The 25,764-nt window shown below is 47.5% G+C and carries 26 protein-coding genes and 1 pseudogene; 11 read left to right on the plus strand and 16 right to left on the minus strand.

Annotated elements, in window-relative coordinates:
* Nucleotides 1-174 precede the first annotated feature (174 nt).
* Nucleotides 175-903, plus strand: coding sequence for an acid resistance transcriptional activator GadW (gadW, locus tag FQ015_RS18995; RefSeq protein WP_000150009.1), 729 nt, complete (start codon nucleotides 175-177; stop codon nucleotides 901-903).
* Between the two features lie 362 nt (nucleotides 904-1,265).
* Here the strand turns inward: gadW and mdtF are convergent, their stop codons facing one another.
* Nucleotides 1,266-4,379, minus strand: coding sequence for a multidrug efflux pump RND permease MdtF (mdtF, locus tag FQ015_RS19000; RefSeq protein ID WP_105267439.1), 3,114 nt, complete (start codon nucleotides 4,377-4,379; stop codon nucleotides 1,266-1,268).
* A 24-nt stretch (nucleotides 4,380-4,403) separates the two neighbouring features.
* Nucleotides 4,404-5,513 (minus strand): multidrug transporter subunit MdtE, encoded by a 1,110-nt coding sequence (gene mdtE / locus FQ015_RS19005; protein ID WP_337191372.1) that lies wholly within the window; start codon nucleotides 5,511-5,513, stop codon nucleotides 4,404-4,406.
* A gap of 107 nt (nucleotides 5,514-5,620) precedes the next feature.
* Between mdtE and FQ015_RS19010 the strand changes: the two genes are divergently transcribed.
* On the plus strand, nucleotides 5,621-5,899 hold the full coding sequence (locus FQ015_RS19010) for a hypothetical protein (RefSeq protein WP_001205315.1): 279 nt from the start codon (nucleotides 5,621-5,623) through the stop codon (nucleotides 5,897-5,899).
* On the opposite strand, the gene gadE is transcribed toward FQ015_RS19010, so the two are convergent.
* Together gadE and hdeD are read right to left on the minus strand one after the other, a co-directional pair.
* A complete protein-coding gene (gene gadE, locus FQ015_RS19015) occupies nucleotides 5,900-6,427 on the minus strand; it encodes an acid resistance transcriptional activator GadE (protein WP_105278572.1) in 528 nt (175 codons plus the stop codon). It lies immediately after the preceding gene.
* Between the two features lie 798 nt (nucleotides 6,428-7,225).
* Nucleotides 7,226-7,798 (minus strand): acid-resistance protein HdeD, encoded by a 573-nt coding sequence (gene hdeD / locus FQ015_RS19020; protein ID WP_000965667.1) that lies wholly within the window; start codon nucleotides 7,796-7,798, stop codon nucleotides 7,226-7,228.
* 254 nt (nucleotides 7,799-8,052) lie between these two features.
* Here hdeD and hdeA point away from each other — a divergent pair, with 254 nt between their 5' ends.
* The 3 genes from hdeA to FQ015_RS19035 all read left to right on the plus strand — a co-directional run bounded on the left by hdeA (nucleotide 8,053) and on the right by FQ015_RS19035 (nucleotide 9,538).
* Nucleotides 8,053-8,385: an acid-activated periplasmic chaperone HdeA gene (hdeA, locus tag FQ015_RS19025; RefSeq protein WP_000756553.1), complete on the plus strand. Its 333-nt coding sequence runs from the start codon at nucleotides 8,053-8,055 to the stop codon at nucleotides 8,383-8,385.
* A gap of 115 nt (nucleotides 8,386-8,500) precedes the next feature.
* Nucleotides 8,501-8,827 carry an acid-activated periplasmic chaperone HdeB gene (gene hdeB / locus FQ015_RS19030; protein ID WP_077782377.1) on the plus strand — a complete coding sequence of 109 codons (327 nt, stop codon included), beginning with the start codon at nucleotides 8,501-8,503 and terminating at the stop codon, nucleotides 8,825-8,827.
* Between the two features lie 63 nt (nucleotides 8,828-8,890).
* The gene (locus FQ015_RS19035; protein ID WP_001296814.1) at nucleotides 8,891-9,538 is read left to right on the plus strand and encodes an MgtC/SapB family protein; all 648 of its coding nucleotides are present in this window, start codon (nucleotides 8,891-8,893) and stop codon (nucleotides 9,536-9,538) included.
* A gap of 42 nt (nucleotides 9,539-9,580) precedes the next feature.
* Here the strand turns inward: FQ015_RS19035 and FQ015_RS19040 are convergent, their stop codons facing one another.
* The 4 genes and pseudogenes from FQ015_RS19040 to FQ015_RS19055 all read right to left on the minus strand — a co-directional run bounded on the left by FQ015_RS19040 (nucleotide 9,581) and on the right by FQ015_RS19055 (nucleotide 13,881).
* Nucleotides 9,581-10,111, minus strand: a complete 531-nt coding sequence (locus FQ015_RS19040; protein ID WP_000478615.1) for a helix-turn-helix transcriptional regulator — start codon at nucleotides 10,109-10,111, stop codon at nucleotides 9,581-9,583.
* Nucleotides 10,112-10,263: 152 nt separating this feature from the next.
* A complete protein-coding gene (gene slp / locus FQ015_RS19045) occupies nucleotides 10,264-10,830 on the minus strand; it encodes an outer membrane lipoprotein Slp (protein WP_001057453.1) in 567 nt (188 codons plus the stop codon).
* 352 nt (nucleotides 10,831-11,182) lie between these two features.
* Nucleotides 11,183-12,299, minus strand: a pseudogene (locus FQ015_RS19050) (hypothetical protein).
* Between the two features lie 580 nt (nucleotides 12,300-12,879).
* Nucleotides 12,880-13,881, minus strand: a complete 1,002-nt coding sequence (locus FQ015_RS19055) for a permease (protein WP_032304001.1) — start codon at nucleotides 13,879-13,881, stop codon at nucleotides 12,880-12,882.
* Nucleotides 13,882-13,988: 107 nt separating this feature from the next.
* Between FQ015_RS19055 and FQ015_RS19060 the strand changes: the two genes are divergently transcribed.
* Nucleotides 13,989-14,309, plus strand: a complete 321-nt coding sequence (locus FQ015_RS19060) for an ArsR/SmtB family transcription factor (protein ID WP_001175588.1) — start codon at nucleotides 13,989-13,991, stop codon at nucleotides 14,307-14,309.
* A gap of 20 nt (nucleotides 14,310-14,329) precedes the next feature.
* Here FQ015_RS19060 and arsC read toward each other — a convergent pair whose 3' ends face one another.
* From arsC to FQ015_RS19080, 4 genes are all read right to left on the minus strand, one after another.
* Entirely contained in the window at nucleotides 14,330-14,755 is a 426-nt protein-coding gene (gene arsC, locus FQ015_RS19065) for a glutaredoxin-dependent arsenate reductase (RefSeq protein ID WP_000065787.1), read from the minus strand.
* Nucleotides 14,756-14,767: 12 nt separating this feature from the next.
* Nucleotides 14,768-16,057, minus strand: a complete 1,290-nt coding sequence (gene arsB, locus FQ015_RS19070) for an arsenite/antimonite:H(+) antiporter ArsB (protein WP_160524385.1) — start codon at nucleotides 16,055-16,057, stop codon at nucleotides 14,768-14,770.
* 54 nt (nucleotides 16,058-16,111) lie between these two features.
* A complete protein-coding gene (gene arsR / locus FQ015_RS19075; RefSeq protein WP_160524379.1) occupies nucleotides 16,112-16,465 on the minus strand; it encodes an As(III)-sensing metalloregulatory transcriptional repressor ArsR in 354 nt (117 codons plus the stop codon).
* Between the two features lie 543 nt (nucleotides 16,466-17,008).
* On the minus strand, nucleotides 17,009-17,182 hold the full coding sequence (locus FQ015_RS19080; protein WP_160524380.1) for a hypothetical protein: 174 nt from the start codon (nucleotides 17,180-17,182) through the stop codon (nucleotides 17,009-17,011).
* 27 nt (nucleotides 17,183-17,209) lie between these two features.
* On the opposite strand from FQ015_RS19080, the gene dinQ reads away from it, so the two are divergent.
* Entirely contained in the window at nucleotides 17,210-17,293 is an 84-nt protein-coding gene (dinQ, locus tag FQ015_RS19085) for a damage-inducible type I toxin DinQ (protein WP_001295215.1), read from the plus strand.
* Nucleotides 17,294-17,346: 53 nt separating this feature from the next.
* Here the strand turns inward: dinQ and gorA are convergent, their stop codons facing one another.
* Nucleotides 17,347-18,699, minus strand: a complete 1,353-nt coding sequence (gorA, locus tag FQ015_RS19090; RefSeq protein ID WP_160524381.1) for a glutathione-disulfide reductase — start codon at nucleotides 18,697-18,699, stop codon at nucleotides 17,347-17,349.
* 71 nt (nucleotides 18,700-18,770) lie between these two features.
* On the minus strand, nucleotides 18,771-19,613 hold the full coding sequence (gene rlmJ, locus FQ015_RS19095; RefSeq protein ID WP_039020658.1) for a 23S rRNA (adenine(2030)-N(6))-methyltransferase: 843 nt from the start codon (nucleotides 19,611-19,613) through the stop codon (nucleotides 18,771-18,773).
* Nucleotides 19,614-19,815: 202 nt separating this feature from the next.
* Here rlmJ and prlC point away from each other — a divergent pair, with 202 nt between their 5' ends.
* Together prlC and rsmJ are read left to right on the plus strand one after the other, a co-directional pair.
* A complete protein-coding gene (gene prlC / locus FQ015_RS19100) occupies nucleotides 19,816-21,858 on the plus strand; it encodes an oligopeptidase A (protein ID WP_160524382.1) in 2,043 nt (680 codons plus the stop codon).
* Nucleotides 21,859-21,865: 7 nt separating this feature from the next.
* Nucleotides 21,866-22,618, plus strand: coding sequence for a 16S rRNA (guanine(1516)-N(2))-methyltransferase RsmJ (rsmJ, locus tag FQ015_RS19105; RefSeq protein WP_000686620.1), 753 nt, complete (start codon nucleotides 21,866-21,868; stop codon nucleotides 22,616-22,618).
* Nucleotides 22,619-22,666: 48 nt separating this feature from the next.
* Here the strand turns inward: rsmJ and dtpB are convergent, their stop codons facing one another.
* Nucleotides 22,667-24,133, minus strand: coding sequence for a dipeptide/tripeptide permease DtpB (gene dtpB, locus FQ015_RS19110; protein WP_160524383.1), 1,467 nt, complete (start codon nucleotides 24,131-24,133; stop codon nucleotides 22,667-22,669).
* A gap of 165 nt (nucleotides 24,134-24,298) precedes the next feature.
* Here dtpB and FQ015_RS24340 point away from each other — a divergent pair, with 165 nt between their 5' ends.
* Nucleotides 24,299-24,352, plus strand: a complete 54-nt coding sequence (locus tag FQ015_RS24340) for a hypothetical protein (protein WP_212591402.1) — start codon at nucleotides 24,299-24,301, stop codon at nucleotides 24,350-24,352.
* Nucleotides 24,353-24,450: 98 nt separating this feature from the next.
* On the opposite strand, the gene uspA is transcribed toward FQ015_RS24340, so the two are convergent.
* On the minus strand, nucleotides 24,451-24,885 hold the full coding sequence (gene uspA, locus FQ015_RS19115; RefSeq protein ID WP_000323571.1) for a universal stress protein UspA: 435 nt from the start codon (nucleotides 24,883-24,885) through the stop codon (nucleotides 24,451-24,453).
* A 390-nt stretch (nucleotides 24,886-25,275) separates the two neighbouring features.
* Here uspA and uspB point away from each other — a divergent pair, with 390 nt between their 5' ends.
* Nucleotides 25,276-25,611, plus strand: coding sequence for a universal stress protein UspB (gene uspB / locus FQ015_RS19120; RefSeq protein WP_000626187.1), 336 nt, complete (start codon nucleotides 25,276-25,278; stop codon nucleotides 25,609-25,611).
* Nucleotides 25,612-25,764 lie beyond the last annotated feature (153 nt).

The raw sequence follows: 25,764 nt of genomic DNA on the forward strand, positions 1-25,764 counted from the left end.
AATATATTCTTCTTGCATTTTCTTATTATCAATTAACTGTTATGTCAAACTACTTTTTGGATAACTTTTGGTCCTACCAAATATGGCAGTTTATGCACGAAGAAGCGGTCTGGCATCATTTCATTAGTATACTGAAATTGAAATAATCGCAGTAATGAAATATAAGGGATAGTCATGACTCATGTCTGCTCGGTGATCCTCGTTCGTCGTTCATTGGATATTCATCATGAACAGCAAAAAATATCGTTGCACAACGAAAGTATTCTACTGCTGGATAAAAATTTGGCAGACGATTTTGCGTTTTGTTCACCGGATACACGACGACTGGATATCGATGAGCTGACAGTTTGCCATTACTTACAAAATATTCGTCAGTTACCGCGCAATTTAGGGTTACATAGCAAAGACCGTTTGTTAATTAACCAGTCCCCGCCCATGCCTCTGGTGACGGCGATTTTTGATAGTTTCAATGAATCCGGAGTAAATTCGCCGATACTGAGCAATATGCTCTACCTTTCCTGTTTATCTATGTTTTCTCATAAGAAAGAACTAATCCCCTTACTTTTCAATAGTATCAGCACTGTTTCAGGAAAAGTTGAACGCCTTATTAGCTTTGATATCGCTAAACGTTGGTATCTGCGCGATATCGCGGAAAGAATGTATACCAGCGAGAGTCTAATCAAAAAAAAGTTGCAGGACGAAAATACCTGTTTCAGTAAAATATTACTCGCTTCCAGGATGTCGATGGCCAGACGATTACTCGAGTTACGTCAAATTCCTTTGCATACTATTGCTGAAAAATGTGGGTATAGCAGTACGTCATACTTTATAAACACATTTCGACAATATTATGGTGTAACGCCACATCAGTTTGCGCAACATTCGCCGGGTACCTTTTCCTGACCTATTTCGTATTTGAATATTGGTCAGGATCTCGCACCTGCTTCATGTGAAACTCTTTCCTGATGATTTCTGCCGGGCTACCGGCTAGTTCTCTTTCGCAGTATGCCAGGCGGTATAGGTATTTTCAGGAGGAAAAGACTCGGCATGTTTGGGATTATTAAGCTGACAATTCATACGATTACGGGAATGTGGGTCAGTATTGTGCTGTTCAAATTGATGACGAATGGCTGGAGTGGCTTCTACTTTCAGTGCTGTGTACTAAGCCTGGTATTCCTGACGGTCAGCTGGTTGTTGAGTGGCGAATGGTTAGCAGGAAAGAGTAAGGCAGAACCCTCACGTTCAACCTTACTCTCATTTACACGTTACGCTTTTTTAAAGCGGGCAAAGAGATGTTCCACTACAACGAAAAAGACTGGAACGAAGTAAATGGCCAGCACTGTTGCGGCAAACATCCCGCCCATCACGCCGGTACCTACCGCGTTTTGCGCGCCGGAACCGGCACCATGACTGATTACCAGCGGCAGCACGCCGAGAATAAAGGCCAGAGAGGTCATCAGGATTGGGCGTAAACGCATTCGCGCCGCTTCGATGATCGCCTCTATCGGCGTTTTCCCTTCTTTCTGCATCATCTCAACGGCAAATTCGACGATCAGGATGGCGTTCTTGGCGGAAAGCCCGATGGTAGTCAGCAAACCAACCTGGAAGTAGACGTCATTACTTAAGCCGCGCAGATCGGTGGCCAGTAATGCGCCAACGACGCCTAACGGTACAACCAACATCACCGAGAACGGAATTGACCAGCTCTCATAAAGTGCGGCAAGGGCGAGGAACACCACGACCAGTGAAATGGCATACAGCGCGGGAGCCTGGTTTGAGGATAACGCTTCCTGATAAGACAGTCCGGTCCATGAGTAGCCGACGCCTGCCGGAAGTTTAGCGACCAGGTCTGCCATAAATTTCATGGCGTCACCGGTACTTTTCCCGGCCGCCGCTTCTCCTAAAATCTCCATTGACGGGATACCGTTGTAGCGTTCCAGTCGCGGCGAACCATAGGTCCATTCGGTAGACGAATAGGCAGAAAGCGGTGCCATCGTGCCAGAGGCGTTGCGTACATACCACTGGTTGATGTTATCCGGCAACATACGGAACGGCGTGCCTGCCTGGACATACACTTTTTTCACCCGTCCCTGGTTGAGGAAGTCGTTCACGTAGCTGCTGCCGAAGGCGGTGGAAATTGTCTGGTTGATATCGGACAGCGCCACGCCCATTGCCTCGGCTTTCGCGGCATTGACGTTAACTTTGAACATTGGCGTATCTTCCAGGCCGTTCGGGCGTACCCCGGTAACCTGGTTCGGCGATTGCGCAGCCAGTGATAACAGCTCGTTTCGCGCCTGGGTCAGTTTTTCGTGCCCCAGGTTACCGTTGTCCAGCAGTTCCATATCAAAACCTGACGCGGTACCCAGTTCAGCCACCGCGGGTAAGTTGAACGGGAAGACGACGGCTTTATTGATACTACTTAGCGCAATCATTGCCCGCTGAATGATCGCGGTAACTGAGTTTTCCTCGCCGACACGTTCAGACCACGGCTTGAGGCTGATAAACGCCAGACCGTTGTTTTGCCCCTGGCCACTGAAGCCAAAGCCGCCAACGGTAAACACCGACTGAACATTATCTTTCTCTTTTGTCAGATAATAATCAGTCACCTGTTGCAGCACTTTCGTGGTGTTAACCATGGTTGCACCGGAAGGTAACTGCGCGGTGGTCATAAATACCCCCTGATCCTCTTCTGGTAAGAAAGAGGTCGGCGTACGCAGGAACAGCACCGCCATCCCGGCGCAAATCAGCAGGTAGACCACCATGTAGCGACCGGTACAACGCAACAGCGAGCGGGTGCTATCGGTATAGTGATGAGTCGATTTTTCAAACAGCGTGTTGAAGCGTGCGAACAGGGCGTTAGGTTTGTGACCGCCTTCCGGCGCGGCTTTCAGAATGGTGGCGCACAGGGCAGGGGTCAGGCTCATTGCGACAAATACTGAAAGCAGCATCGAGGAGATCAGCGTGATGGAGAACTGACGATAAATTTCCCCGGTCGCGCCGCTCATAAAGGCCATTGGCATAAACACCGCGGAAAGCACAACGGCAATCCCGACCAGAGCGCGTTGGATTTGCCCCATGGATTTATGCGTTGCTTCCTTCGGCGGCAGTTTATCCTCCGCAATGACACGCTCGACGTTCTCCACCACCACGATGGCGTCATCCACCAGTAACCCTATCGCCAGCACCATCCCGAACATAGTTAACGTGTTGATGGTGAAACCGACCGCCGACAAGATCGCAAACGTCCCGAGAATAACCACCGGTACGGCAATCGTCGGGATGATTGTGGCACGGAAATTCTGCAAAAACAGATACATGACCAGGAAGACGAGGATGATAGCCTCAACCAGTGTTTTGAAAACTTCCTGAATAGAAATTTCGATAAACGGCGTCGTGTCGTAAGGATAAACCGTCTTCAGGCTTGTGGGGAAATAAGCCGATAAACGGTTCAGCTCCTCTTTCACCGCTCGCGAGGTATCCAGGGCGTTTGCTCCGGTAGCCAGTTTGATGGCGATCCCGGCAGCAGGTTTGCCGTTATAGCGCGCCACGGTGGAATAATCTTCCGCCCCAAGTTCGACGCGGGCGACATCACGCAGCAGTACTTGCGAACCATCTTGCTGAACTTTCAACAGGATTTTGCCAAATTCTTCCGGCGTTTGCAGACGCGTCTGCACAATGATCGAGGCGTTCAGTTGCTGGTCTGCCGCCTGTGGCATGCCACCCAGTTGACCACCGGAAATCTGGTTGTTTTGCACCTTAATCTGGGAAATAACATCGGAAGGTACCAGGTTATATTTATTGAGTTTTTGCGGGTCCAGCCAGATACGCATGGCGTACTCGGAACCAAAGAGTTGTACGCTACCAACGCCCGCGGTACGGCTTAGCGGGTCTTTGATATTAGACGCTACATAGTCCGCGATATCGTACTGGTTGAGACTGCCGTTATCAGAAATGAACGCCGCTACCATCAGGATATTACTGCTCGACTTATCGACGCTAATACCCTGCTGCTGCACCGCTTCAGGTAATGAAGGCATAGCGAGTTGCAGTTTATTTTGCACCTGAACCTGCGCGATATCAGGCGATGTCCCCGTCTCAAAGGTCAGAGTAATAGAGGCATTACCCGCCGCATCGCTGGTTGAAGACATGTACATCAGGCCATCAAGCCCATTCATATTTTGCTCAATCACCTGAGTGACCGAGTCTTCTACCGTTTGCGCATCGGCACCCGGATAGGTTGCGCTGACGGTAATGGTTGGTGGCGCAATCTGCGGATATTGCGCAACCGGTAAGTTCATGATCGCCAGACCACCTGCAAGCATCATAATAATGGCAAGTACCCAGGCAAAAACCGGGCGATCAATAAAATAGTTAGCCATGAAAGTCCCCTTAAGCCTGCAACGTTATTGTTTCGATTCGGTGCTGGCGTTTTCCTGGCTGGAGGAAATTGCACGTGCTTTGATACCCGGATGAATACGTTGCAAACCGGAAACGATCACCCGATCGCCAGCCTGCAAACCAGAAGTGACAACCCACTGGTCGCCGATGGCTTTGCTGGCTTCAATTTCGCGTAGCTGCACGACATTGTCTTTATCCAGAATGAGCACCGTTGCTTTACCCTGGGCGTTGTGGGTGACGCCTTCCTGCGGCACCAGTAATACATTCTGGCGGCTACCTTCATCCACTAATGCCGTGACATACATGCCAGGCAGCAAGTCACCATTTGGGTTGGGGAAAATCGCCCGTAACGTCACGGAGCCCGTGGTTTCATCCACCGTCGGGTCGGAGAATTTCAGCGTGCCGGTCTGGCCGTAACGTTTACCATTTTCCAGATTGAGCTGTACTGGCGTACTGCCCTGAACCTGTTTGATTTGTCCACTGGCGACCTCTTCTTTCATGCGCAAAAAATCCTGCACCGACTGCGTGAGATCGACATAAATCGGGTCCAGACGTTGTACGGTAACCAGCGAATCTGCCTGATTAGCGGTAACGAGTGCGCCGACGGTCACCGACGATTTCCCGCTGACGCCCGTAATCGGCGAGGTGACATTTGCGTATTGCAGGTTGATAGTCGCCTGTTCAACAGCCGCTTTGGCGACGGTGACATTGGCTTCTGCTTCATTCAGCTGGGTGCGCGCGGTGTCGTAATCCTGACGGCTAACGTAGTTGGTCTTCAGCAATGATGCCTGGCGGTTGAAGGTGATGCGGGCATTGCTGGCGGTTGAGAGTGCTTTCGCCAACGAGCCTTTGGCGGAGTTTAGATCGGCCTGTAAAGGCGCAGGATCAATCTGATACAGCGAATCGCCCTGGTTCACTTTATCGCCTTCGATAAAGTTGCGTTTAATGATAATACCGCCCACCTGGGGGCGTATCTCGGCAACTTCATAAGGAACGGTTCTACCGGGCAATTCGCTCAACACATTGACCGAACCGGGGGAGAGTGTGACGACACCGACCTCAGGCGTCATGGCGGCGGCGTTTTCCGTCGATTTGTCATCGCAGGCGGTGAGCATCGCGCCGCAGAATAACAACGGTATTAACAGTTTTCTTCTTCTGTTCATTTTAGTCCCTGAAAATTCTTGAGATATAACGGTTCTTTAAATTGCGCGCGAGGAGAGGTATGAGGGATTTACAGACCAGCGGCATAGTGGGGTTGTCAGCCAGTAAGATGGGATGCAAGCACAGTGATCGACATGGTGAGGTCAACGACAAAAAAAATGTTGCCGTTCTGCCAACAGTTCCTGCCAGCATTCGGGCAACGAAGGGTTCTACTGGTGGATACACATACCAGGGGAATAAAGTCGTTTTCGCCTCTCCTTTAGTCATCACCGGGGATAATGAAATCAGCATCTGCATCCCTCTTCATGCCTGCCATCATTTTCAGTTAATTATGTCCTGACTAAAAATAAGATGTGATACCCAGGGTGACGATGTCGCTCATACGTCTTAGTTTCAGCTTGTACATAATGTTGAATTTCTGAATCTTTAATGTTTGTTGCGAAATATTGAGCGTTGACGTGATATTGCTTTCGTTTTTGTTTTTCAGAATCAGCTGCATAATTTTGAACTGATTATGTGAAAAACATAATTGTGAATTCTTATGGGGCAAGTGTTTACCATAAGTAATCTCAAGAAGATTTTTGATACTTTCTTTGCGGCTGACAAAATAAATAGGCGCTTTAGCTTTTAGTTTACTGATGTGATAAGGTGCCAAAACAATAATTCTCTCGGCGTCTAATTTCTCCAGAAATTTAATCGCTTCTTCATCAAGGATATGGTTGTGATAGGTATCAATGATAACCTTGAAGGGTTTATTACCTACTTTTTTGATCTCTAACAGGGAATTGATTTTTATCATTTCGTGATTATCTTTCAACTGCCAAAAGCCCTGTAAAAGAAAAGAATCTTTCGTCATGAGAAAAATCATAACTTGCTCCTTAGCCGTTATCGTTTCGAACATGTCATCCTTTTCATTATTTACATCCCTGTCCGAATCGTTGTTCAATATAGTAAACGCCTATAAGAACCTTGCCCTTCGTGAACTAATACGTCTATTAACACTAATCAATACTTCAGATTTATCCATCACGCACTCCATATATTGATCCTAAGTAAAATTCCTGGTTGTTATCAGATTGTAAACTGCAAACAAAAAATTAACGTTTGCGGATTACTGCCCAAGAATAAGTTATCAATAACCAGTTTGTGATCTCTGAAGAATATTACTAAAGTTAAAATGTAATCCGATTTAAATATCGAGTCTCCTTGTTTCGACTTAAGCTGGCAATTGGATTGCCAGCTTTCTTTTAACGCATTGAAATTACCTGAGTAAATAACTCATTCATGTCTTCAGGTTTTTATATAGCGTCTGGAGACACGGATATTTATGCAATGTAATCAACGCCAGTTGCAAAAAAATGAACCCGGATTACTTATTTAACCGCCCATAGCATCAACGTTTACGGAACTCTTTGTTCACTTTCCCACAGCACTTTTAAAACATTAAACCTGACTACGGAAAATATCAGCCATGATAATGTTTGAAATGGCTAATTTGCCATGCAATGAAAAAAATCAGATAAAATTCAGTAGGTTGAAATACTCATCAGCAGGTAATTATTTCAATGATAGCGCGCAATTGATCTAAAATGCTGTGTAGCGGAGAGAGTATTAATTGGATCATAGTCACATCAAGTGACTATGATCCAGGTGGCAATAGGGATAATTATTGCTTTTTAACAAACAAACTGGCGAAGCTGAACAGGCTAGCGGCGCTAAATATCAGTTCAATACCCACCAGTGTGGAAACCAGCGTTACAGAAACCATCGGCGTTGCGCCAAGGAATATCCAGGCAATGACGATATCCAGCACACCAATAACGAGCTGTAGCCAACTGCCTTTCATTGAACGCTGACGATACCAACTCATCAGACGAATAACTCCTGCCACACAGAACAAACCGGCAATAAATGCCGCAATGGCAAAAATGCCCAGCTCCGGTGCGCGGATGAAGAAATAGCCGATCAATAAATAGGCGATTGCGACGAGGAAACCGGATAATACAGGCCAGAAATTATGACTGCGGTTGCTGAATAACCCGACAATAAGCGCAATACCTGAGCAGATTAATAATGCACCCACTACTGTGCTTAAAATGTCGCCAGAGACGAACGGGAAACTGATACACAGCAACCCGACGATAAACAGCAGCACGGCAATAAACTGGATTGCTCTACGGTGCTTTTTAAGCATCTCCAGATCAAACTTCAAAATTGTTGCCTTATCTATATATAACATATAACCACCCTATAAAATTAAGAAGAAAATCCCCTGCTATCAATCTATGCCAAAAACGCGTCTAAGAATGCAGTCGATTTAATAAAAATTTCCTAATTACAGTATCTGATGCATCTGTAACTCATTGTATTGAAATAAAAATATCTGATTTTGATATTTTCCATCAACATGACATATACAGAAAACCAGGTTATAACCTCAGTGTCGAAATTAATTCGTGACGGCTCTTTCACTTTATAGTTGAGGATATTACGATGAAAAAAGTATTAGGCGTTATTCTTGGTGGTCTGCTTCTTCTGCCAGTGGTGAGCAATGCAGCGGATGCACAAAAAGCAGCTGATAACAAAAAACCGGTCAACACCTGGACCTGTGAAGATTTTCTGGCTGTGGACGAATCCTTCCAGCCAACTGCAGTTGGTTTTGCTGAAGCACTGAACAATAAAGATAAACCAGAAGATGCGGTTTTAGATGTTCAGGGTATTGCAACCGTAACCCCAGCGATCGTTCAGGCTTGTACTCAGGATAAACAAGCCAACTTTAAAGATAAAGTTAAAAGCGAATGGGACAAAGTTAAGAAAGATATGTAATTCCGGGAATACGTTACATCGTACTTCCTTGCATATTGAACAGGTAGGAATACCTTCTTCAAAAGCAGCTATTCCTTCTGTTCATATTTAATCTCTATATTGAATGGGTTACAAAATGAATATTTCAACTCTCCGTAAAGCGTTTATTTTTATGGGCGCTGTAGCGGCTTTGTCACTGGTGAACGCACAATCTGCGCTGGCAGCCAATGAATCCGCTAAAGATATGACTTGCCAGGAATTTATTGATCTGAATCCAAAAGCAATGACACCGGTTGCGTGGTGGATGCTGCATGAAGAAACAGTTTATAAAGGTGGTGATACTGTTACTTTAAATGAAACCGATCTTACTCAAATTCCTAAAGTGATCGAATACTGCAAAAAAAATCCGCAGAAAAATTTGTATACTTTCAAAAATCAAGCATCTAATGACTTGCCGAATTAATGGGGCACAAGTAAAAAGGAGTAGCAAGTTGAGCCATCTTGCTGCTCCTTTTTGCATTTTTATATGACAGCAGAATTTATTATACGTCTTATACTCGCAGCAATTGCCTGTGGCGCTATTGGCATGGAAAGGCAAATGCGCGGCAAAGGAGCAGGGTTACGCACACATGTATTAATTGGCATGGGAAGCGCCCTGTTTATGATTGTTTCGAAATATGGTTTTGCTGACGTGCTGTCTTTAGATCACGTCGGACTGGACCCCAGCCGTATTGCTGCTCAGGTGGTGACGGGCGTCGGGTTTATCGGTGCAGGTAACATTCTCGTTCGTAACCAAAATATTGTGGGTCTGACGACGGCAGCCGATATCTGGGTGACTGCGGCTATTGGTATGGTGATTGGCAGCGGTATGTATGAGCTGGGCATTTATGGTTCAGTAATGACCTTGCTGGTGCTGGAAGTCTTCCATCAATTAACCTTCCGCCTGATGAATAAAAATTACCATTTACAGCTGACATTAGTGAACGGTAATACGGTATCAATGCTCGACTGGTTTAAGCAGCAAAAAATAAAAACGGATTTAGTTTCGTTGCAGGAAAATGAAGATCATGAAGTGGTCGCCATTGATATCCAGCTTCATGCCACGACGTCGATAGAAGATCTGTTGCGATTATTAAAAGGTATGGCAGGGGTGAAAGGCGTTTCAATTAGCTAATCTGTGTGGTAGCGAAATCACACTCGCCACCCTACTGGAAATTCACACCAGATAATCAATATGCTGATGGCGTACCAACTCATTGATCCGCTTAAGATTGAGGATCATCATGATATTGTGTTTATGGCAGTAGAACGTTTTTAGCGATATTTTCAGTTTCTCCAGAATATCTTCCGTTGTCATTTGATTCGCAATACAGCTTAGAACCTGATGCTGCTTGCGCGAAAGGGACACATCCGCTTCAGGCACAGAGCAGTAACTGCCATTGATGAGTGCGACAAAGTCGATGATGGTGATAGTTCGCGGAACAAAGGTCACCGGTACTTTCCCCAGGCAGCGTTTAATATTAAAGGGAGAGAAAATAATCACATGGACAGGTTTTAATCGTTCAATCTGAGTGAGCAAATTAGAATGAAATACATTATTCATTAATGTATCAATAATGACGAAGGCATGCTGATGCAACATTACGTCGATCTCTTCTTCGTTCTGTATATGAACGACATTACCTTTGCTCAGAATGTTTTTCATCGCAGTGAAGAACATCGTATCCCTGGTAATTATAAGAAACATAACCGACTCCTGGTGCGGACATTAACTTTATAATCAGTTTGCCAAAGGTAATTAACAGGACAGGGCTTATAATAATAGTTAGCTGGCTGTGTATTAATTTGATGCAATGCATGATGCAGATGCTGAGAAAGCATCTGCATCTCTCGGTGGTGTTATTTGACCAGCTCAGGTGTTACTTGACTCACCGCATTGGTGTAGTAAGGCGCGCCCCAGCCCGGTTCCGGCCAGAATGCACCATAGCCGTAATCCCACAGGTTATAGGTGGTATTAACCACTTCTCTCAAATGCCACACCTGGATGCCCTGCATATTCACTTCCAGGAAGTTATACGGGACTTTATTGATAAAGCCAGGTTGTTCACCCTGAATGGTACCGAGGATGGTAACAAAGTGATTACGATAGTTCACTGGATCAAGGAAGCCGCTTTGTCTGGCGAGCAGTCGGCCCTGATAGTTGGCTTCAATATCAGGCTTCGCATAGCTATCCAACGGTAATACAGCGATTTCTAACAACGTATCCGTTTTGCCATTGATAACGTTGATAACCTTCCCGCCAAAGCGCGCTTGTTGACCAACATATAACCCCGGCTGGTTATGAACAGCAACAAAACTTTTTTGAATATCAGGTTGGTTATTGCCTTTGATATTTTGCGGAATTGAACTACATGCGGCAAGCAAAAATGAAAGGCTGAGGATGAGTGCACCTTTTGTCATGTTCATGTTACTATCCTTATCAACAAATATTAAAACCATAATAGATATTTCTTTATAGTTTTCATCTGATTCTGAGGCGATATGCCTGATAGTAACGTAAACCTGTCTGATGTTTATATCCATTCTGTTTAGTTTAATTCTGTTAATTTTGGGGCGTGACATGAGTATCCATCGCCCCATAAAATAGCCTTTTTTTAAAGGTACATAAAATCTATTTTTATTCAATGCTTATAAAGCGCTAATGTTCAATATTATGGGATTATATTCTGGTAATGATTTGATAAGCGAATTCTTTTGCCAGTTGATATTTCTATTTCCACCCCATAATTTATAGTTTTTTCATCAGGTAGCGATCTCTTTAAATAAGGTGCGTATGACATTTTTTTAGGATGAAACGTATCGTGTTGAAATATTTCGAATTGATATTCAGACATTTGTGCCCATGTTTGAATTTTATTGTATCGGGAGAGTGTCGTAAAGGCTTTAACTTGCTTATAACATTGTTTTTGGAATTCTTGCTGATATTTTAATATGTCGTTGTATGAAAGATTGGTTATCCTGGCCTCTAAAAACTTAATTATCGTCGAAGCAACTTCAGCTTTTGCTCGTAAAAAGTTGTCATTAATGGTTAATAATGTTGAAAATAAACCTTCAATTTGTTTGTCAAGATATTGTTCATCTTTATATAATTTATGGGTAGGGTGTTCCTTATGTGAAAAAATAGTGTCACATAAATTTGCGTCAGTGAAATTTATATTAAGTAGATCTTCGAAATAAAACCTTGACAAGGTTAGAACGAACCCGGACAGGTTCTGTCCTGTCATATTGAAATCAATAAAGTTGGTTCCGGCAAAGACTTTCATTCTGTTTTTATTTTCACTGTGCTCAATATATAACTTCGTCATTTTTTGATACAGGCTTTGAATATCTTTTATATTAGTTGGTAAGTCAGCTCGTTGTTCAGCAATAAAATTAGTATCTGAAAACATGGTTTGGACACTGAATGTTATGGGTATTCCCTCTTCTACGCTAATTTTAGTTATGATTGCCTTGTCGGGTTTAGGATTAGCGACAACAATGATTCGACATTCAGCACTTTTGTTCTTTTCGTATCTAATGTTATTAATCTGATTAAGTATTGATTGTGTCTGTTGCGTAAGTGGTGTCGAACTTATCGTTTCAATGTTATTAATAAGTTTTACAAGTTGAGCCACAACTTTTGAGTAGTCTGCATTTGTATATGTGGTGTTCGTGTGGCACGCATTAATTTGTTGGAGTTGTTGTTGCGCTAAATCAAATTGTTCAGCGTTATATCCTTCTTCAGACAATGAAAAATTAATGGGTTGCTGTTCTTCCTGATTATCACAAGGCCACATCGGTGTGTTTGGTGTTTTAATATTGTCGGTATCTGTTGTGCGGTTATAAATATCGCCGTGATATGTATTTATCATACCTGGGGTAAAGTCAATTGACATAACATTCCTTATTGTTCATCTATTTCGCTAAATTTTTGCAAATCGGAGAATTAGAACAGGAATGGATTTTCTTCTACGCGGAAATAAACACAATGCGTCATATCTTCCTGATATAATTACCTTTAACTTCCCTTTCATTTCTACCCGGTAATATTTGTGTATAAAAAAAGGGCAGTGATAGTATCGTAAAGGAAAACATTAACAACTATCAAAAAGCGCTCATTTTAAAAAGTTATGATGTTCTCCGATAGTGTGTGAAGTGATATTTTTGTGATGTTTTAGATGTGTAATAATGAACCAGGTTAAAGTGTATTTAAAAATGTGTTGTATTGGCGACTGAAATCTGCCCTTTAAAAGGGGGGATAGCACTGAGACAAAGAGGCATTGCTTCTCCGATAAAATGTCAGAGAAGCATGATTGCGTGGTGATTGTCGATTGATGACTTACTGACGGATCCGTCATCATTCTCAAAGCATTAGTTAAGTTATTTGTGATTTTTAAGGATTATCCTATCTATGATTTTCTACTCAGAAGGATAAGGCACTCACAATGCTCCTTATAGTTTACTGCTGGCATCTATTTAAAATAGCATTTGAGTCAAATAGCCCATCAAGATAGCCATACCTAAGATAACCGTCAGGAATGCAACTATCATCGGTATTCTGAACATTGATTTAAGTAATATCACTTCCGTCAGACTTGCGCCGGCACTGCCGATGATTAATGCCATTAATGCTCCCAGACCCATTCCTTTTGTCATCAGAACAGATGCCAGAGGGATAACCGCCTCTGCCCGGATATACAGCGGGATTCCGACAACGGCGCTCAATGGGATGGCGAAGGGATTATCTGCCCCTGCATGAGCGGCAATCCACGCTGAGGGAATAAAGCCATAAATAAAAGAGCCTATTAATACCCCTAACAAAAGATATGGCAGTACATCTTTAAACTGTTGCAACGCATCTTTGGTGGCTAGTTTTATGGGATTAATACTTACCACAGCTTTGGTACTGCAACAGTTTACTACCGGTTTCTCAATGGCTTTAGCCGCTGGACTACAGCAACTCACTTTTATTGGCGTATATGTCGTCCCCGGCGAAGTTTTGGCTGGAGAGCAACAATTTGCTGATGAGCTTTTACTGGCAATGATATGACGTTCAAATCTCAGAGAATCCAGGATAATACTGGCAAGTACGGAGACGCCGGCGGCGATAATCGCGTACAACAAGGTAACTTTCCAACCAAAGGTCACCCACATTAACCCGACGATAATGGGATTAAGTAACGGTGAAACAAATAAAAAAGTGAGAGTCGGACCAAACCCGGCTTTCGCTGACAACAATCCACGTAGCATGGGTATTGTCGAGCAACTACAGAACGGGGTAACGGCTCCCAACAGAGCAGCCAGGAGATAGCCTCTCCCTTTTCTGGCCCCCATCATCTGCTGGATTTTATGGTCTGGCACCTTTTGTCTTATCAGGCTGACACCGGCACTAATCACCATAAACAGCAAAGAAAGCTCGACGGCGAGAAACACAAACATCTCTGCGGCATCTTGCAGCATCGCAAGCCAACTACTCATAAGTAACCTCATTGAATAAAACTATATTTCCAGAATAATCGAAATGAAGTTCAGATCAAGATATTTCTGGTATTATCGAAATATCAACCAGACAGAGGGGGTGACACATGCAATTGGAAGAGGTCGCTAAGGCACTGAAAGAGTTAGGTCATCCGACCCGTTTGTTCATATTTAAGCATCTGGTCAAAGCGGGGGAACAAGGGTTGCCGGTCGGTGAGTTGCAAAAGCAGCTTGGGATACCCGGCTCTACACTCAGTCACCATATTTCAGCACTGGTATCGGTAGGGTTGGTCAAACAAAACCGTGAGAGTCGGACGCTGATGTGTGTTTCGCAATACGCAATGCTGGAAGCGATAATTGAATTTTTATGTGAGGAGTGCTGCGTAAACAGCAAAACAGATGGCGAAGGAGCCACGAAGAACAAATAAGGGGGCATATCCCCCTATAGTTATTTCAGGCGTTTACCCGCTTCATCAACCACTTTTTCGCCATCTTCCTTGGTGAACGCGCCTTGTTGCGCATCTGGCAGAATTTCCAGCACCACTTCTGAAGGGCGGCACAGGCGAGTTCCTAGCGGCGTCACCACAATCGGGCGATTAATCAGAATCGGGTGCTGAAGCATAAAGTCGATTAACCGATCGTCAGTAAATTTATCTTCTGCAAGGCCCAGTTCCTCATACGGCTCGACGTTTTTACGCAACAGCGCGCGTACGGAAATCCCCATATCGGCAATGAGTTTGACCAGCTCATCGCGCGTTGGCGGTGTTTCCAGATAATAGATAATGGTCGGTTCTGTACCGCTGTTGCGGATCATCTCCAGCGTATTACGCGACGTGCCGCAGGCCGGGTTGTGATAAATAGTAATGTTGCTCATATCAGTATCTCATTACGATGTGAAAGAGAGACGAAGCGCCAGCGCGGTAAGCGTCACAAACAGCACCGGCAGGGTCATGATAATCCCTGTACGGAAGTAATATCCCCAGCTGATAGTCATATTCTTCTGCGAAAGTACGTGCAGCAAGAGCAGCGTTGCCAGGCTACCAATCGGTGTAATTTTCGGCCCCAAATCGCAGCCAATCACGTTGGCATAAACCATCGCTTCTTTGATGACACCAGATGCCGTGCTGCCATCAATGGACAACGCGCCAACCAGTACCGTCGGCATATTGTTCATAATAGAAGAGAGGAAGGCGGTGAGGAATCCGGTGCCGAGCGTCGCCGCCCACAGGCCGTGATCCGCCAGCACGTTGAGTACGCCAGAAAGATATTCCGTTAGTCCGGCATTGCGCAGGCCGTAAACCACCAGATACATGCCGAGCGAGAAGATGACAATCTGCCAGGGGGCACCGCGCAGCACTTTACCCGTATTAATCGCATGACCGCGTTTAGCGACGGCAAATAATATCAGCGCGCCTACTGCCGCAATGGCGCTTACCGGAATGCCGAGCGGTTCCAGGACGAAAAATCCCACCAGCAGAAGCAGTAAAACAACCCAGCCAGTTTTGAAGGTGGCAGGATCTTTAACCGCTTCTACGGGAGATTTAAGCAGCGCCATGTCGTAGTTCTGCGGAATATCTTTGCGGAAATAGAGATGCAACATCACCAGGGTAGCCAGTATTGCAGCGATATCCACCGGCACCATCACCGAGGCATATTCGCGAAAACCAAGGCCAAAGAAATCTGCTGAAACGATATTCACCAGGTTAGAGACAATAAGCGGCAGGCTGGCGGTATCGGCAATGAATCCGGCCGCCATAACAAACGCCAGCGTAGTGCCTTTGCTGAACCCTAAAGCCAGCAGCATGGCGATGACAATCGGCGTCAAAATAAGCGCCGCGCCATCATTGGCAAACAGGGCCGCAACGGTAGCACCGAGCAGGACAATCCAGGTAAACAGCAAGCGACCGCGCCCATTGCCCCAGCGTGAGACGTGCAGCGCCGCCCATTCAAAAAAGCCGGACTCATCCAGCAGCAAGCTGATGATAATGACGGCTATAAACGCCGCCGTCGCGTTCCAGACGATATTCCACACCACCGGAATATCGCCCGGATGGACCACGCCAGTAACTAACGCCAGTACGGCGCCCAGTGTCGCACTCCAGCCGATGCCTAAACCTTTCGGCTGCCAGATAACCAATACGATGGTCAGGACAAAGATAGCGCCCGCCAGTAACATCATGCCTCCTGGATAAAACACATTCGAATATTCATATGTGTTTAGATAAATTTTTTAACTACAAATATTCTTACTGTCTGCGGAACAATTTTGTCTGGCGAGGTTACGGACAATCACCTGAATCTTTTCCTGTTCGCATCGCCAGGCCTGCTCAATAATTTTCGCCGCCCATGCTGGAATATGCGGCGATAAACGGTAATGAACCCACTTTCCTTGCTTGCGGTCCAGCAATAGCCCACTTTCACGCAGTAATGCCAGATGGCGGGAGATCTTGGGCTGCGACTGATCGAGGGCAGTGCAGAGATCGCAGACGCATAACTCACCCAGTTCGCTGAGCAGTAAAACGATGCCCAGACGGGTTTCATCGGCAAGAATTTTGAAGAGTTGGATGGGTAACAGAAATGACATATTGCGCTCCTGATTGTTGCACTTAGTGTCTCTCTTCGAAGCGGATAAGTCAAAAACATATATGTTTTAACGAATGCGTAAGTGCAAAAGTAAGTAATAGGTGTGAATTTTGAGTTGGGTATTCATTTGAAAGGAGGTCTGAATCAGGACGTAAAAAAACCGACTTTGCGTCGGTTTTTTACTTTCCAGCCCTGAGTTGGTGGCTCTGGCCGGAGTGAGAATGCCCACATCTAACGGTTCAATACTATTAGCCAGTGGCTAACATTGCAAGCGTTAGCGATTTCTTCAGCTGGCGGAGGGAGCACTTCGGTATACATGGCAGTGAAAGAGGATTTATATACTTTCACCGGATTATCGCCGTACTAAGCCTTGTCCGAATCCGGACGTAAAAAAACCGACTTCGCGTCGGTTTTTTTACTCTTCAGCCCAGAGTTGGTGGCTCTGGCTGGAGTGAGATAGCCATCATCTAACACATCAATGCTAATACCATACTGAAACCATTGCAAGGACATGCTGGTTTTATAACCCGCAAGTACTGTATAATTATCCAGTTAGCTCTGAGGCATTTTCACTCTGGTAATGCGCATAAACGCTTTCAAAGACATGATCAGTGGTACGGGTGGTGCCGTTAACTGATGCTCTGGCCGGAGTGAGATAGTCGTCATCTAACAATGGGACATGCGCCGTGACAGGCAGTGGATGAGTAAGCGGATGCATTCTCACTCCATCGCATGGAGAAAACGGGTGATTGATAAAGCAATCATCGTTCTTGGGGCGTTAATTGCGCTGCTGGAACTGATCCGCTTCCTGCTTCAGCTTCTGAACTGATAGCGGAAACGTAACTAAGGGCAAAGAGCACACCACTCTTTGCCCTTTAACATTTAACGCATGGTAACGAACTCTTCTGCCGCCGTTGGGTGAATGGCGACGGTATTGTCGAAGTCTTTTTTGGTTGCGCCCATCTTCAGCGCCACTGCGAAGCCCTGCAACATTTCATCCATACCAAAGCCAATGCCGTGAATACCGACAATCTTCTCTTCCGGTCCAACACACACCAGTTTCATGCGGCACGGCTGGCGGTGCGTGGTGACGGCGGTATACATCGCGGTGAAAGAGGATTTATACACTTTCACCTGATCGTCGCCGTATTGCTCGCGCGCCTGCGGTTCCGTTAAACCAACAGTCCCAATCGGCGGATGGCTGAAGACCACGGTCGGAATGTTGCTGTAATCCAGATGCTCATCCGGCTTGTTATTAAACAGGCGTTCAGAGAGGCGGCGGCCTGCTGCAACTGCCACCGGTGTCAGTTCCACTGCGCCCGTGTTATCGCCCACCGCGTAAATACCTTCAACGCTGGTATTTTGATATTTATCGACGACGATATAACCTTTTTCGTTGGTTTTTACGCCAGCGGCTTCGAGGTTAATGTTGTCATTGGCAGGCTCGCGACCAATCGCCCAAATCAGGCAATCCACCGTTTCACTGCGACCATCTTCCAGCTCCAGCGTCAGGCTGCCATCGGCATTTTTCACTACCGCTTTCGGGATGGCGTTGGTGTGCAACTGCGGACCTTCGGCGTTCATCACTTCGACCAGCGTTTCAGAGATCATCGGGTCGAAGTTGCGCAGCGGCGCATGTTTACGAACAAACAGATGCGTTTTCGCGCCGAGGCCGTTAATCACGCCCGCCAGTTCAACGGCAATGTAACCTGCGCCAACAACCGCCACGCGCTCTGGCAAAGCAGGAAGGGCAAAGAAACCATCGGAATCAATACCGTATTCCACGCCTGGAATATCCGGGTGGCTCGGACGACCACCGGTGGCGATCAGAATATGATCGGCCGTGATGGTTTCGCCGTTTACCTCCAGCGTTTTGGCATCAACGAAGCGGGCAAAGCCTTTGATTACATCAACGTTATTTTTACCGAGCACGTTTTCATAGGAAGTATGAATACGGTCGATATAGGCGGTACGGCTGGCGATCAACGTTTCCCAGTTGAATTTATTGATGGTGGTATCAAAGCCATAATCCGGGCCGTACATGTGGATCGCTTCACGGATTTGCGCCGCGTGCCACATCACTTTTTTCGGCACGCAGCCAACATTCACGCAGGTGCCGCCCAGTTCTTTGGCTTCAATCAGCGCGCATTTCTGACCGTACATAGCCGCGCGGTTGATGGAGGCGATACCGCCGCTGCCGCCGCCGATGGCGATGTAATCATAGTGTTTAGTCATGACATATTGTCCTTATCGTTGATTACCGCGATTGTAGCGCGAGACGTAATAGGTGCCAGCAATGGCTGCAATTACTCTGGCACGATCCAGCTTACGGCGGCATGCCCGGTGCCAGCCGGAACCAGTTTGCTATGCAACCACGGCAACACGTTATTCATCTGCTGTTCCAGCTTCCACGGCGGGTTAATCACAATCATGCCGGAAGCGGTCATGCCACGGCGATCGCTGTCTGGCAATACCGCCAGTTCAATTTGCATAATCTTGCGAATACCGGTCGCTTCCAGATCGTGGATCATGCGCTTGATTTGCTGACGCAGCACCACTGGATACCACAGCGCGTAGACGCCTGTGGCAAAACGTTTATACCCCTCGTTAATGCCGCTGACCACCGCCTGATAGTCGGTTTTCATTTCATACGGCGGGTCGATAAGGATTAAACCACGGCGAGAAACCGGCGGCAGCTTGGCTTTAAGCTGCTGGAAACCGTCGGCTTTTTCCACGCGTGCACGGCTGTCTTTCTGAAATTCAGAACGCAGCAACGGGTAATCGCTCGGGTGTAGTTCGGTCAGTTGCAGGCTGTCCTGCTCGCGCAGTAGCTGGCGAGCAATCAACGGCGAACCTGGGTAGTAACGTAACTGCCCGCTACGGTTAAAATGTTCCACCACGCTGATGTACGGTTCCAGCTCCGCAGGCAGATCGTCCTGCTGCCAGATACGGGCGATACCTTCGAGATATTCGCCGGTACGCTCGGCATGTTCACTGCCTAACTGATAACGCCCCGCACCCGCGTGGGTATCCAGATAGAGAAACGGTTTATCTTTCTCTTTCAGTGACTCGATGATCAGGCTCTGAACGGTATGTTTAAGGACGTCGGCGTGGTTGCCAGCGTGAAAGCTGTGGCGATAACTGAGCATGGGTAAAGGTGTTCCGGTAAGTAAAAATCGGCCCGTATTCGGGGCGCACAAAAGCCTATCAGGACAGTATACCGAAAAGAGGCCGTCGCCGCGAAAGCGTAACGTTTCTCATTGAAATTCACTACACTTAACCCCATGCTACACACATTATGTAAAGCGCCTGTTGAGCGCTTCCTTAACCTCTTTAACCAGGACTGCGCTAATGACGAATCCGTTACTGACTCCCTTTGAATTGCCTCCGTTTTCTAAAATTCTCCCGGAACATGTCGTTCCAGCCGTGACGAAGGCATTGAATGACTGCCGTGAAAATGTGGAGCGCGTAGTAGCGCAAGGGGCACCGTACACCTGGGAAAATCTCTGCCAGCCGCTGGCGGAAGTGGACGATGTGTTGGGGCGTATCTTCTCCCCGGTCAGCCACCTGAACTCGGTGAAAAATAGCCCGGAACTGCGTGAAGCCTACGAACAAACCCTGCCACTGCTGTCGGAATACAGCACCTGGGTAGGGCAACATGAAGGGCTGTATAAAGCGTACCGCGATCTGCGCGATGGCGATCATTACGCCACGCTGAATACGGCGCAGAAGAAAGCGGTTGATAACGCCCTGCGTGATTTTGAACTCTCTGGCATCGGTCTGCCGAAAGAGAAACAGCAACGCTACGGCGAAATTGCTACCCGTCTTTCCGAGCTGGGCAACCAGTACAGCAACAACGTCCTTGATGCGACGATGGGCTGGACCAAACTCGTTACCGACGAAGCGGAACTGGCGGGTATGCCAGAAAGCGCGCTGGCGGCGGCAAAAGCCCAGGCCGAAGCGAAAGAACTGGAAGGCTACTTACTGACGCTGGATATCCCAAGCTATTTGCCGGTAATGACCTACTGCGACAACCAGGCCTTGCGTGAAGAGATGTATCGCGCTTACAGCACTCGCGCTTCCGATCAAGGCCCGAACGCCGGTAAGTGGGACAATAGCAAGGTGATGGAAGAGATCCTCGCTCTGCGTCACGAACTGGCGCAACTGCTGGGCTTTGAAAACTACGCCTTTAAATCTCTGGCTACCAAAATGGCGGAGAACCCGCAGCAGGTGCTTGATTTCTTAACCGATCTGGCAAAACGCGCACGTCCGCAGGGCGAAAAAGAGCTGGCGCAACTGCGCGCCTTCGCCAAAGCCGAATTTGACGTCGATGAGTTGCAGCCATGGGATATCGCGTACTACAGCGAAAAACAGAAACAGCACCTCTACAGCATCAGCGACGAACAACTGCGTCCGTACTTCCCGGAAAACAAAGCGGTTAACGGCTTGTTTGAAGTGGTGAAACGTATTTACGGCATCACCGCTAAAGAGCGCAAAGATGTTGATGTCTGGCATCCGGATGTCCGTTTCTTCGAACTGTATGACGAAAACAACGAACTGCGCGGCAGCTTCTACCTCGACCTGTATGCCCGTGAAAACAAGCGTGGCGGGGCGTGGATGGATGACTGCGTAGGCCAGATGCGTAAAGCCGACGGTTCGCTGCAAAAACCGGTCGCGTACCTGACATGTAACTTCAACCGCCCGGTGAATGGTAAACCAGCGCTGTTTACGCATGACGAAGTAATCACGCTGTTCCACGAGTTCGGTCATGGTCTGCATCATATGCTGACCCGCATTGAAACCGCCGGTGTCTCCGGGATCAGCGGGGTGCCGTGGGATGCGGTCGAACTGCCGAGCCAGTTTATGGAAAACTGGTGCTGGGAGCCGGAGGCGCTGGCGTTTATCTCCGGTCACTATGAGACTGGCGAACCGCTGCCGAAAGAACTGTTGGATAAAATGCTGGCGGCGAAGAACTACCAGGCGGCGCTGTTTATTCTGCGTCAGCTGGAATTCGGCCTGTTCGATTTCCGTCTACATGCAGAATTCCGTCCGGAGCAGGGGGCGAAAATCCTCGAAACTCTGGCAGAAATCAAAAAACTGGTTGCCGTGGTACCGTCTCCGTCCTGGGGCCGCTTCCCACATGCATTTAGCCACATCTTTGCTGGTGGTTATGCGGCAGGTTACTACAGCTACCTGTGGGCTGACGTACTGGCGGCAGATGCCTTCTCACGCTTTGAGGAAGAGGGTATTTTCAACCGTGAAACCGGGCAGTCGTTCCTCGACAACATTCTGAGCCGTGGCGGTTCAGAAGAGCCGATGGATCTGTTCAAACGCTTCCGTGGTCGTGAACCGCAACTGGATGCGATGCTGGAGCATTACGGCATTAAGGGCTGATCATTCAGTGAAAATCTGCTTAATTGATGAAACAGGCACCGGAGACGGTGCCTTATCTGTTCTGGCGGCTCGCTGGGGGCTGGAGCACGATGAAGACAACCTGATGGCGCTGGTGTTAACACCGGAGCATCTGGAACTGCGCAAGCGTGATGAGCCGAAGCTTGGTGGCATCTTTGTTGATTTTGTTGGCGGAGCGATGGCGCACCGTCGCAAATTTGGCGGTGGACGCGGTGAGGCGGTGGCGAAAGCGGTGGGCATTAAAGGCGATTATCTCCCGGACGTGGTGGACGCTACCGCAGGACTGGGGCGCGATGCCTTTGTGCTGGCTTCGGTCGGCTGTCGTGTGCGGATGCTGGAGCGTAATCCAGTCGTTGCCGCGCTGCTCGACGACGGCCTGGCGCGTGGTTATGCGGATGCGGAAATCGGCGGCTGGTTGCAGGAGCGTTTACAGTTAATCCACGCCTCCAGCCTGACGGCGCTAACCGATATTACTCCCCGCCCGCAGGTGGTCTATCTCGACCCGATGTTCCCGCATAAGCAGAAAAGCGCGCTGGTGAAAAAAGAGATGCGCGTGTTCCAGTCGCTGGTGGGGCCGGATCTCGACGCTGATGGATTGCTGGAGCCTGCACGCTTGCTGGCGACCAAACGCGTGGTGGTAAAGCGCCCGGACTACGCGCCACCGCTGGCGAATGTCGCCACGCCAAACGCGGTAGTTACCAAAGGGCATCGCTTTGATATTTATGCAGGTACGCCGGTGTGAAAGTAAAGCAGGGTAGTGTTATTGCTACCCTGTGTTCTGCAAGAATAATTAATGGCTTTCCGGCGTCTCAATCATGCGTTTCAGCCACGGCACCATCAACAGCATCACCACCGCAACGCCCAGCGTAATCAGGCCAATTTTACCAAACACGCTGGTATAGACGGGCAACGTCTCAAGCGGATCGGTAATGTTGTCTGGTACTGCGGTAAATGTTGCCACATAGCCGCCAAGCAAGAACGCGGCAGCTTGCGTCAGAAACCACATCCCGAGAATAAAGCCCATCAAATGCTGCGGCACCAGGGCAGCAATCATCGCCAGGCCAAGGGCACTAATAAACAGTTCACCTAAACTCTGGAATAAGTAAACCAGCACGATAAACCATGGTGATGTCAGCCCTTGTGCATCAGCAAACCACATTCCCGCAGCGGCAGCCGTCAAAAAGCCCAGCGAGCACATAAACATACCGAGAGTAAATTTCATCGGCATCGAGAGGTCTTTGCCTTTGTTACCCAAATGCGTGTAGATACCTGCCAGTATTGGGCTGGCGAGTACCACCCAGAACGGGTTAAGCGCCTGGAAGCTGACCGGGTTGATGGAAAAGCCGAGAATTTCATGATGCACGTTGTTGATGGCAAAGAAGTTCAGCGACGTTGGCATCTGGGCGTAGAGAATGTAAAACACCACCGCTTCGAGCATCAGGACAAAGGCAACAAACATTTTATTGCGCCCGGTTTTATCCAGCTTGAATGCCTGACGAAAGAAGATGATGGTGACGACGATGGAGAGAACAATCAGCACCAGATTGGCGACTTCTACGTTGTGCATCAGCCATGCACAGACGAAGATCATCACCACGCTGCCAAGTAATACGTACAACAGTTTGCTGAAGCTCATCGGCTTGAAGTCGGGTACAGAACCAATGTTTTTCACCATTCCACGACAGGCGATGTAAACCAGTAATGCGATAATTAATCCCGCACCGCACAGGTTGTAGGTGACTGAATAGCCGAATCTATCAGCGATCACAGGGGCCAACGATAACGCTATCAACGAGCCGATATTGATCGACATATAGAACAGGGTGAATGCGCCATCAAGCCGCGGATCTTTCGGTGGATAGCACTTCGAAAGCAAGCTGGCAGGGTTAGCTTTAAACAGGCCGTTACCGACAGCGATAGTCCCCAGGGCGATGAAAATCAGGTCAGGCTTAAGTAGCGACATGCCGGTCATGAAGTAGCCAATCGCCAGCACAAGTGCTCCGAGAACAATGGTGCGTTTGGTCCCCAGCAGGTGGTCGCCGACATAGCCGCCAATGGAAATGAGGCCATAGACCAGCGCAGCAAACGCACCAAAAGTGACAAAAGCCTGCTCTTGCGAGAATCCAAGCTGTTTAACGAAGAAAACCGCCAGTACGCCCTGCACGCCGTAGTAGCCGAATCGCTCCCATAACTCGACAAAAAAGATCATGAAAAATGGGCGAGGTTGCTGCAGCATCCCCATGGGTGTTGTATTCATATTTATTAACCTTCCAATACCATCCTGAAAAGTATGAACGCGTAAGGGATAACGCGCGAAAAAGTTTACATCTGTCAGAGATTCTTAATATTGATGCGGTGAATAGATTAATACACTATTACAACAGAAAATAACCAGCTGATCACACTAATGATGGAAAATATGATGGTGTTAAATGTTGTATTGGCTGGGGATTTTGATTGCGTACGCAGATCGTAGGCCAGATAAGGCGTATACGCTGCATCAGGTAACAAGGCGCGCCAAAAAGCAAAACGCCCGCATATGCGGGCGTTCAGGCACACGTCGTGGAGGGAAGATTATTCTTCTTCGTCGCGCAGCGGAACAATCAGCATATCAACGTGAACGGTGTTGATCAGCTGACGTGCGGAAGACATCAGTTTGCTCCAGAAGTCCTGGTGGTGACCACAAACCACCAGATCCATATCGTATTTCTTGATTGCATCGACCAGAACCTGGCCCAGATCGCCGCTGCCGCTCAGGGTTTCAGTGATTGGGTAGCCTGCATTAGTGGAAAGCTCGGTCAGCGCATGATGTGTCTCTTCAGAGATGCGTTTCTGCATATCACCCAGATTCACATCAATAAGCCCGGTGTATAGGTCAGAGTAGTTTACATCTACGTGGATCAGAGAAACTTTCGCATTGTAGGGGCGAGCCATAGAGACTGCTTTCTCTACCAGAACTTTGCTTTCCGGGGAGAGATCGACCGCGATGAGAATGTGTTTATAAGCCATAGTGTTACTCCTTCCATAAAGTTGTCGATGACTGGCCAGCTAGCGTTTCTTGTGCCGTTACGTCACCCGCGTCCTGCGAACTACGTGCGCGGGGCTAACCCAGCCGTAAAGATTCAGTGTTAAGACCATCCTTACCTTATAGCGACCCGGATGATCCGTCAATCCGCCTTGCTTACCCGTTAGATAAACAAATTTTCGGCATGAATATATTGATAGTGGTTAACCTTCTGGAAAAAAAACAACCTGATCTCCTACACTATCTATAGAGCCGCTCGGATGTTGGTCACCACAAAAGCGGTTTCTCCAGGACCTGGTGTTAACTGATTGGCAGCGTATCGGGAGCGGTAGCCCCGGGGTGGAACTCCGCGGGCAGGTCGCCGGGGAGGAGGTATGATAAGCACCGTCGCATTATTTTGGGCTTTATGTGTCGTTTGCATTGTTAACATGGCGCGCTATTTCTCATCACTACGCGCGTTGTTAGTGGTACTGCGTAACTGCGATCCATTGCTCTATCAATATGTTGATGGAGGGGGCTTTTTTACCTCACATGGCCAACCCAACAAACAGGTGCGTCTCGTTTGGTATATCTATGCCCAACGTTATCGCGATCATCACGATGATGAGTTTATTCGCCGCTGTGAGCGGGTGCGTCGGCAGTTTATTCTGACCAGCGCATTGTGTGGTCTGGTGGTGGTCAGTCTGATTGCATTGATGATTTGGCATTAAGCACTTCAGCAAAAATAACGCATAAAAAAGCGGGCCAGCAAACTGACCCGCTCGAGACTGATTACAAACGCAAAATTGCCTGATGCGCTACGCTTATCAGGCCTTGTATTATCCCTCCTGTGCAGAGAAAATCGGCCAGTTTTCTCTGCCTGC

Origin of the sequence: Escherichia sp. HH26CH, assembly GCF_009820205.1 — a bacterium.
GTDB lineage: Bacteria > Pseudomonadota > Gammaproteobacteria > Enterobacterales > Enterobacteriaceae > Escherichia > Escherichia coli_F.

What these genes read in the sequence shown, in the direction of transcription:
- FQ015_RS19010 (WP_001205315.1), top strand. Translation starts at nt 5,621, where the DNA reads ATGAGGGATTTACAGACCAGCGGCATAGTGGGGTTGTCAGCCAGTAAG.
- hdeD (WP_000965667.1), bottom strand. Translation starts at nt 7,798, where the DNA reads ATGTTATATATAGATAAGGCAACAATTTTGAAGTTTGATCTGGAGATG.
- arsR (WP_160524379.1), bottom strand. Translation starts at nt 16,465, where the DNA reads ATGTCATTTCTGTTACCCATCCAACTCTTCAAAATTCTTGCCGATGAA.
- hdeA (WP_000756553.1), top strand. Translation starts at nt 8,053, where the DNA reads ATGAAAAAAGTATTAGGCGTTATTCTTGGTGGTCTGCTTCTTCTGCCA.
- FQ015_RS19040 (WP_000478615.1), bottom strand. Translation starts at nt 10,111, where the DNA reads ATGTTTCTTATAATTACCAGGGATACGATGTTCTTCACTGCGATGAAA.
- FQ015_RS19080 (WP_160524380.1), bottom strand. Translation starts at nt 17,182, where the DNA reads ATGCATCCGCTTACTCATCCACTGCCTGTCACGGCGCATGTCCCATTG.
- mdtF (WP_105267439.1), bottom strand. Translation starts at nt 4,379, where the DNA reads ATGGCTAACTATTTTATTGATCGCCCGGTTTTTGCCTGGGTACTTGCC.
- FQ015_RS19035 (WP_001296814.1), top strand. Translation starts at nt 8,891, where the DNA reads ATGACAGCAGAATTTATTATACGTCTTATACTCGCAGCAATTGCCTGT.
- gadE (WP_105278572.1), bottom strand. Translation starts at nt 6,427, where the DNA reads ATGATTTTTCTCATGACGAAAGATTCTTTTCTTTTACAGGGCTTTTGG.
- arsC (WP_000065787.1), bottom strand. Translation starts at nt 14,755, where the DNA reads ATGAGCAACATTACTATTTATCACAACCCGGCCTGCGGCACGTCGCGT.
- prlC (WP_160524382.1), top strand. Translation starts at nt 19,816, where the DNA reads ATGACGAATCCGTTACTGACTCCCTTTGAATTGCCTCCGTTTTCTAAA.
- uspA (WP_000323571.1), bottom strand. Translation starts at nt 24,885, where the DNA reads ATGGCTTATAAACACATTCTCATCGCGGTCGATCTCTCCCCGGAAAGC.
- gadW (WP_000150009.1), top strand. Translation starts at nt 175, where the DNA reads ATGACTCATGTCTGCTCGGTGATCCTCGTTCGTCGTTCATTGGATATT.
- mdtE (WP_337191372.1), bottom strand. Translation starts at nt 5,513, where the DNA reads ATGCTCACCGCCTGCGATGACAAATCGACGGAAAACGCCGCCGCCATG.
- slp (WP_001057453.1), bottom strand. Translation starts at nt 10,830, where the DNA reads ATGAACATGACAAAAGGTGCACTCATCCTCAGCCTTTCATTTTTGCTT.
- gorA (WP_160524381.1), bottom strand. Translation starts at nt 18,699, where the DNA reads ATGACTAAACACTATGATTACATCGCCATCGGCGGCGGCAGCGGCGGT.
- arsB (WP_160524385.1), bottom strand. Translation starts at nt 16,057, where the DNA reads ATGTTACTGGCGGGCGCTATCTTTGTCCTGACCATCGTATTGGTTATC.
- dtpB (WP_160524383.1), bottom strand. Translation starts at nt 24,133, where the DNA reads ATGAATACAACACCCATGGGGATGCTGCAGCAACCTCGCCCATTTTTC.
- rlmJ (WP_039020658.1), bottom strand. Translation starts at nt 19,613, where the DNA reads ATGCTCAGTTATCGCCACAGCTTTCACGCTGGCAACCACGCCGACGTC.
- FQ015_RS19055 (WP_032304001.1), bottom strand. Translation starts at nt 13,881, where the DNA reads ATGAGTAGTTGGCTTGCGATGCTGCAAGATGCCGCAGAGATGTTTGTG.
- hdeB (WP_077782377.1), top strand. Translation starts at nt 8,501, where the DNA reads ATGAATATTTCAACTCTCCGTAAAGCGTTTATTTTTATGGGCGCTGTA.
- uspB (WP_000626187.1), top strand. Translation starts at nt 25,276, where the DNA reads ATGATAAGCACCGTCGCATTATTTTGGGCTTTATGTGTCGTTTGCATT.
- FQ015_RS19060 (WP_001175588.1), top strand. Translation starts at nt 13,989, where the DNA reads ATGCAATTGGAAGAGGTCGCTAAGGCACTGAAAGAGTTAGGTCATCCG.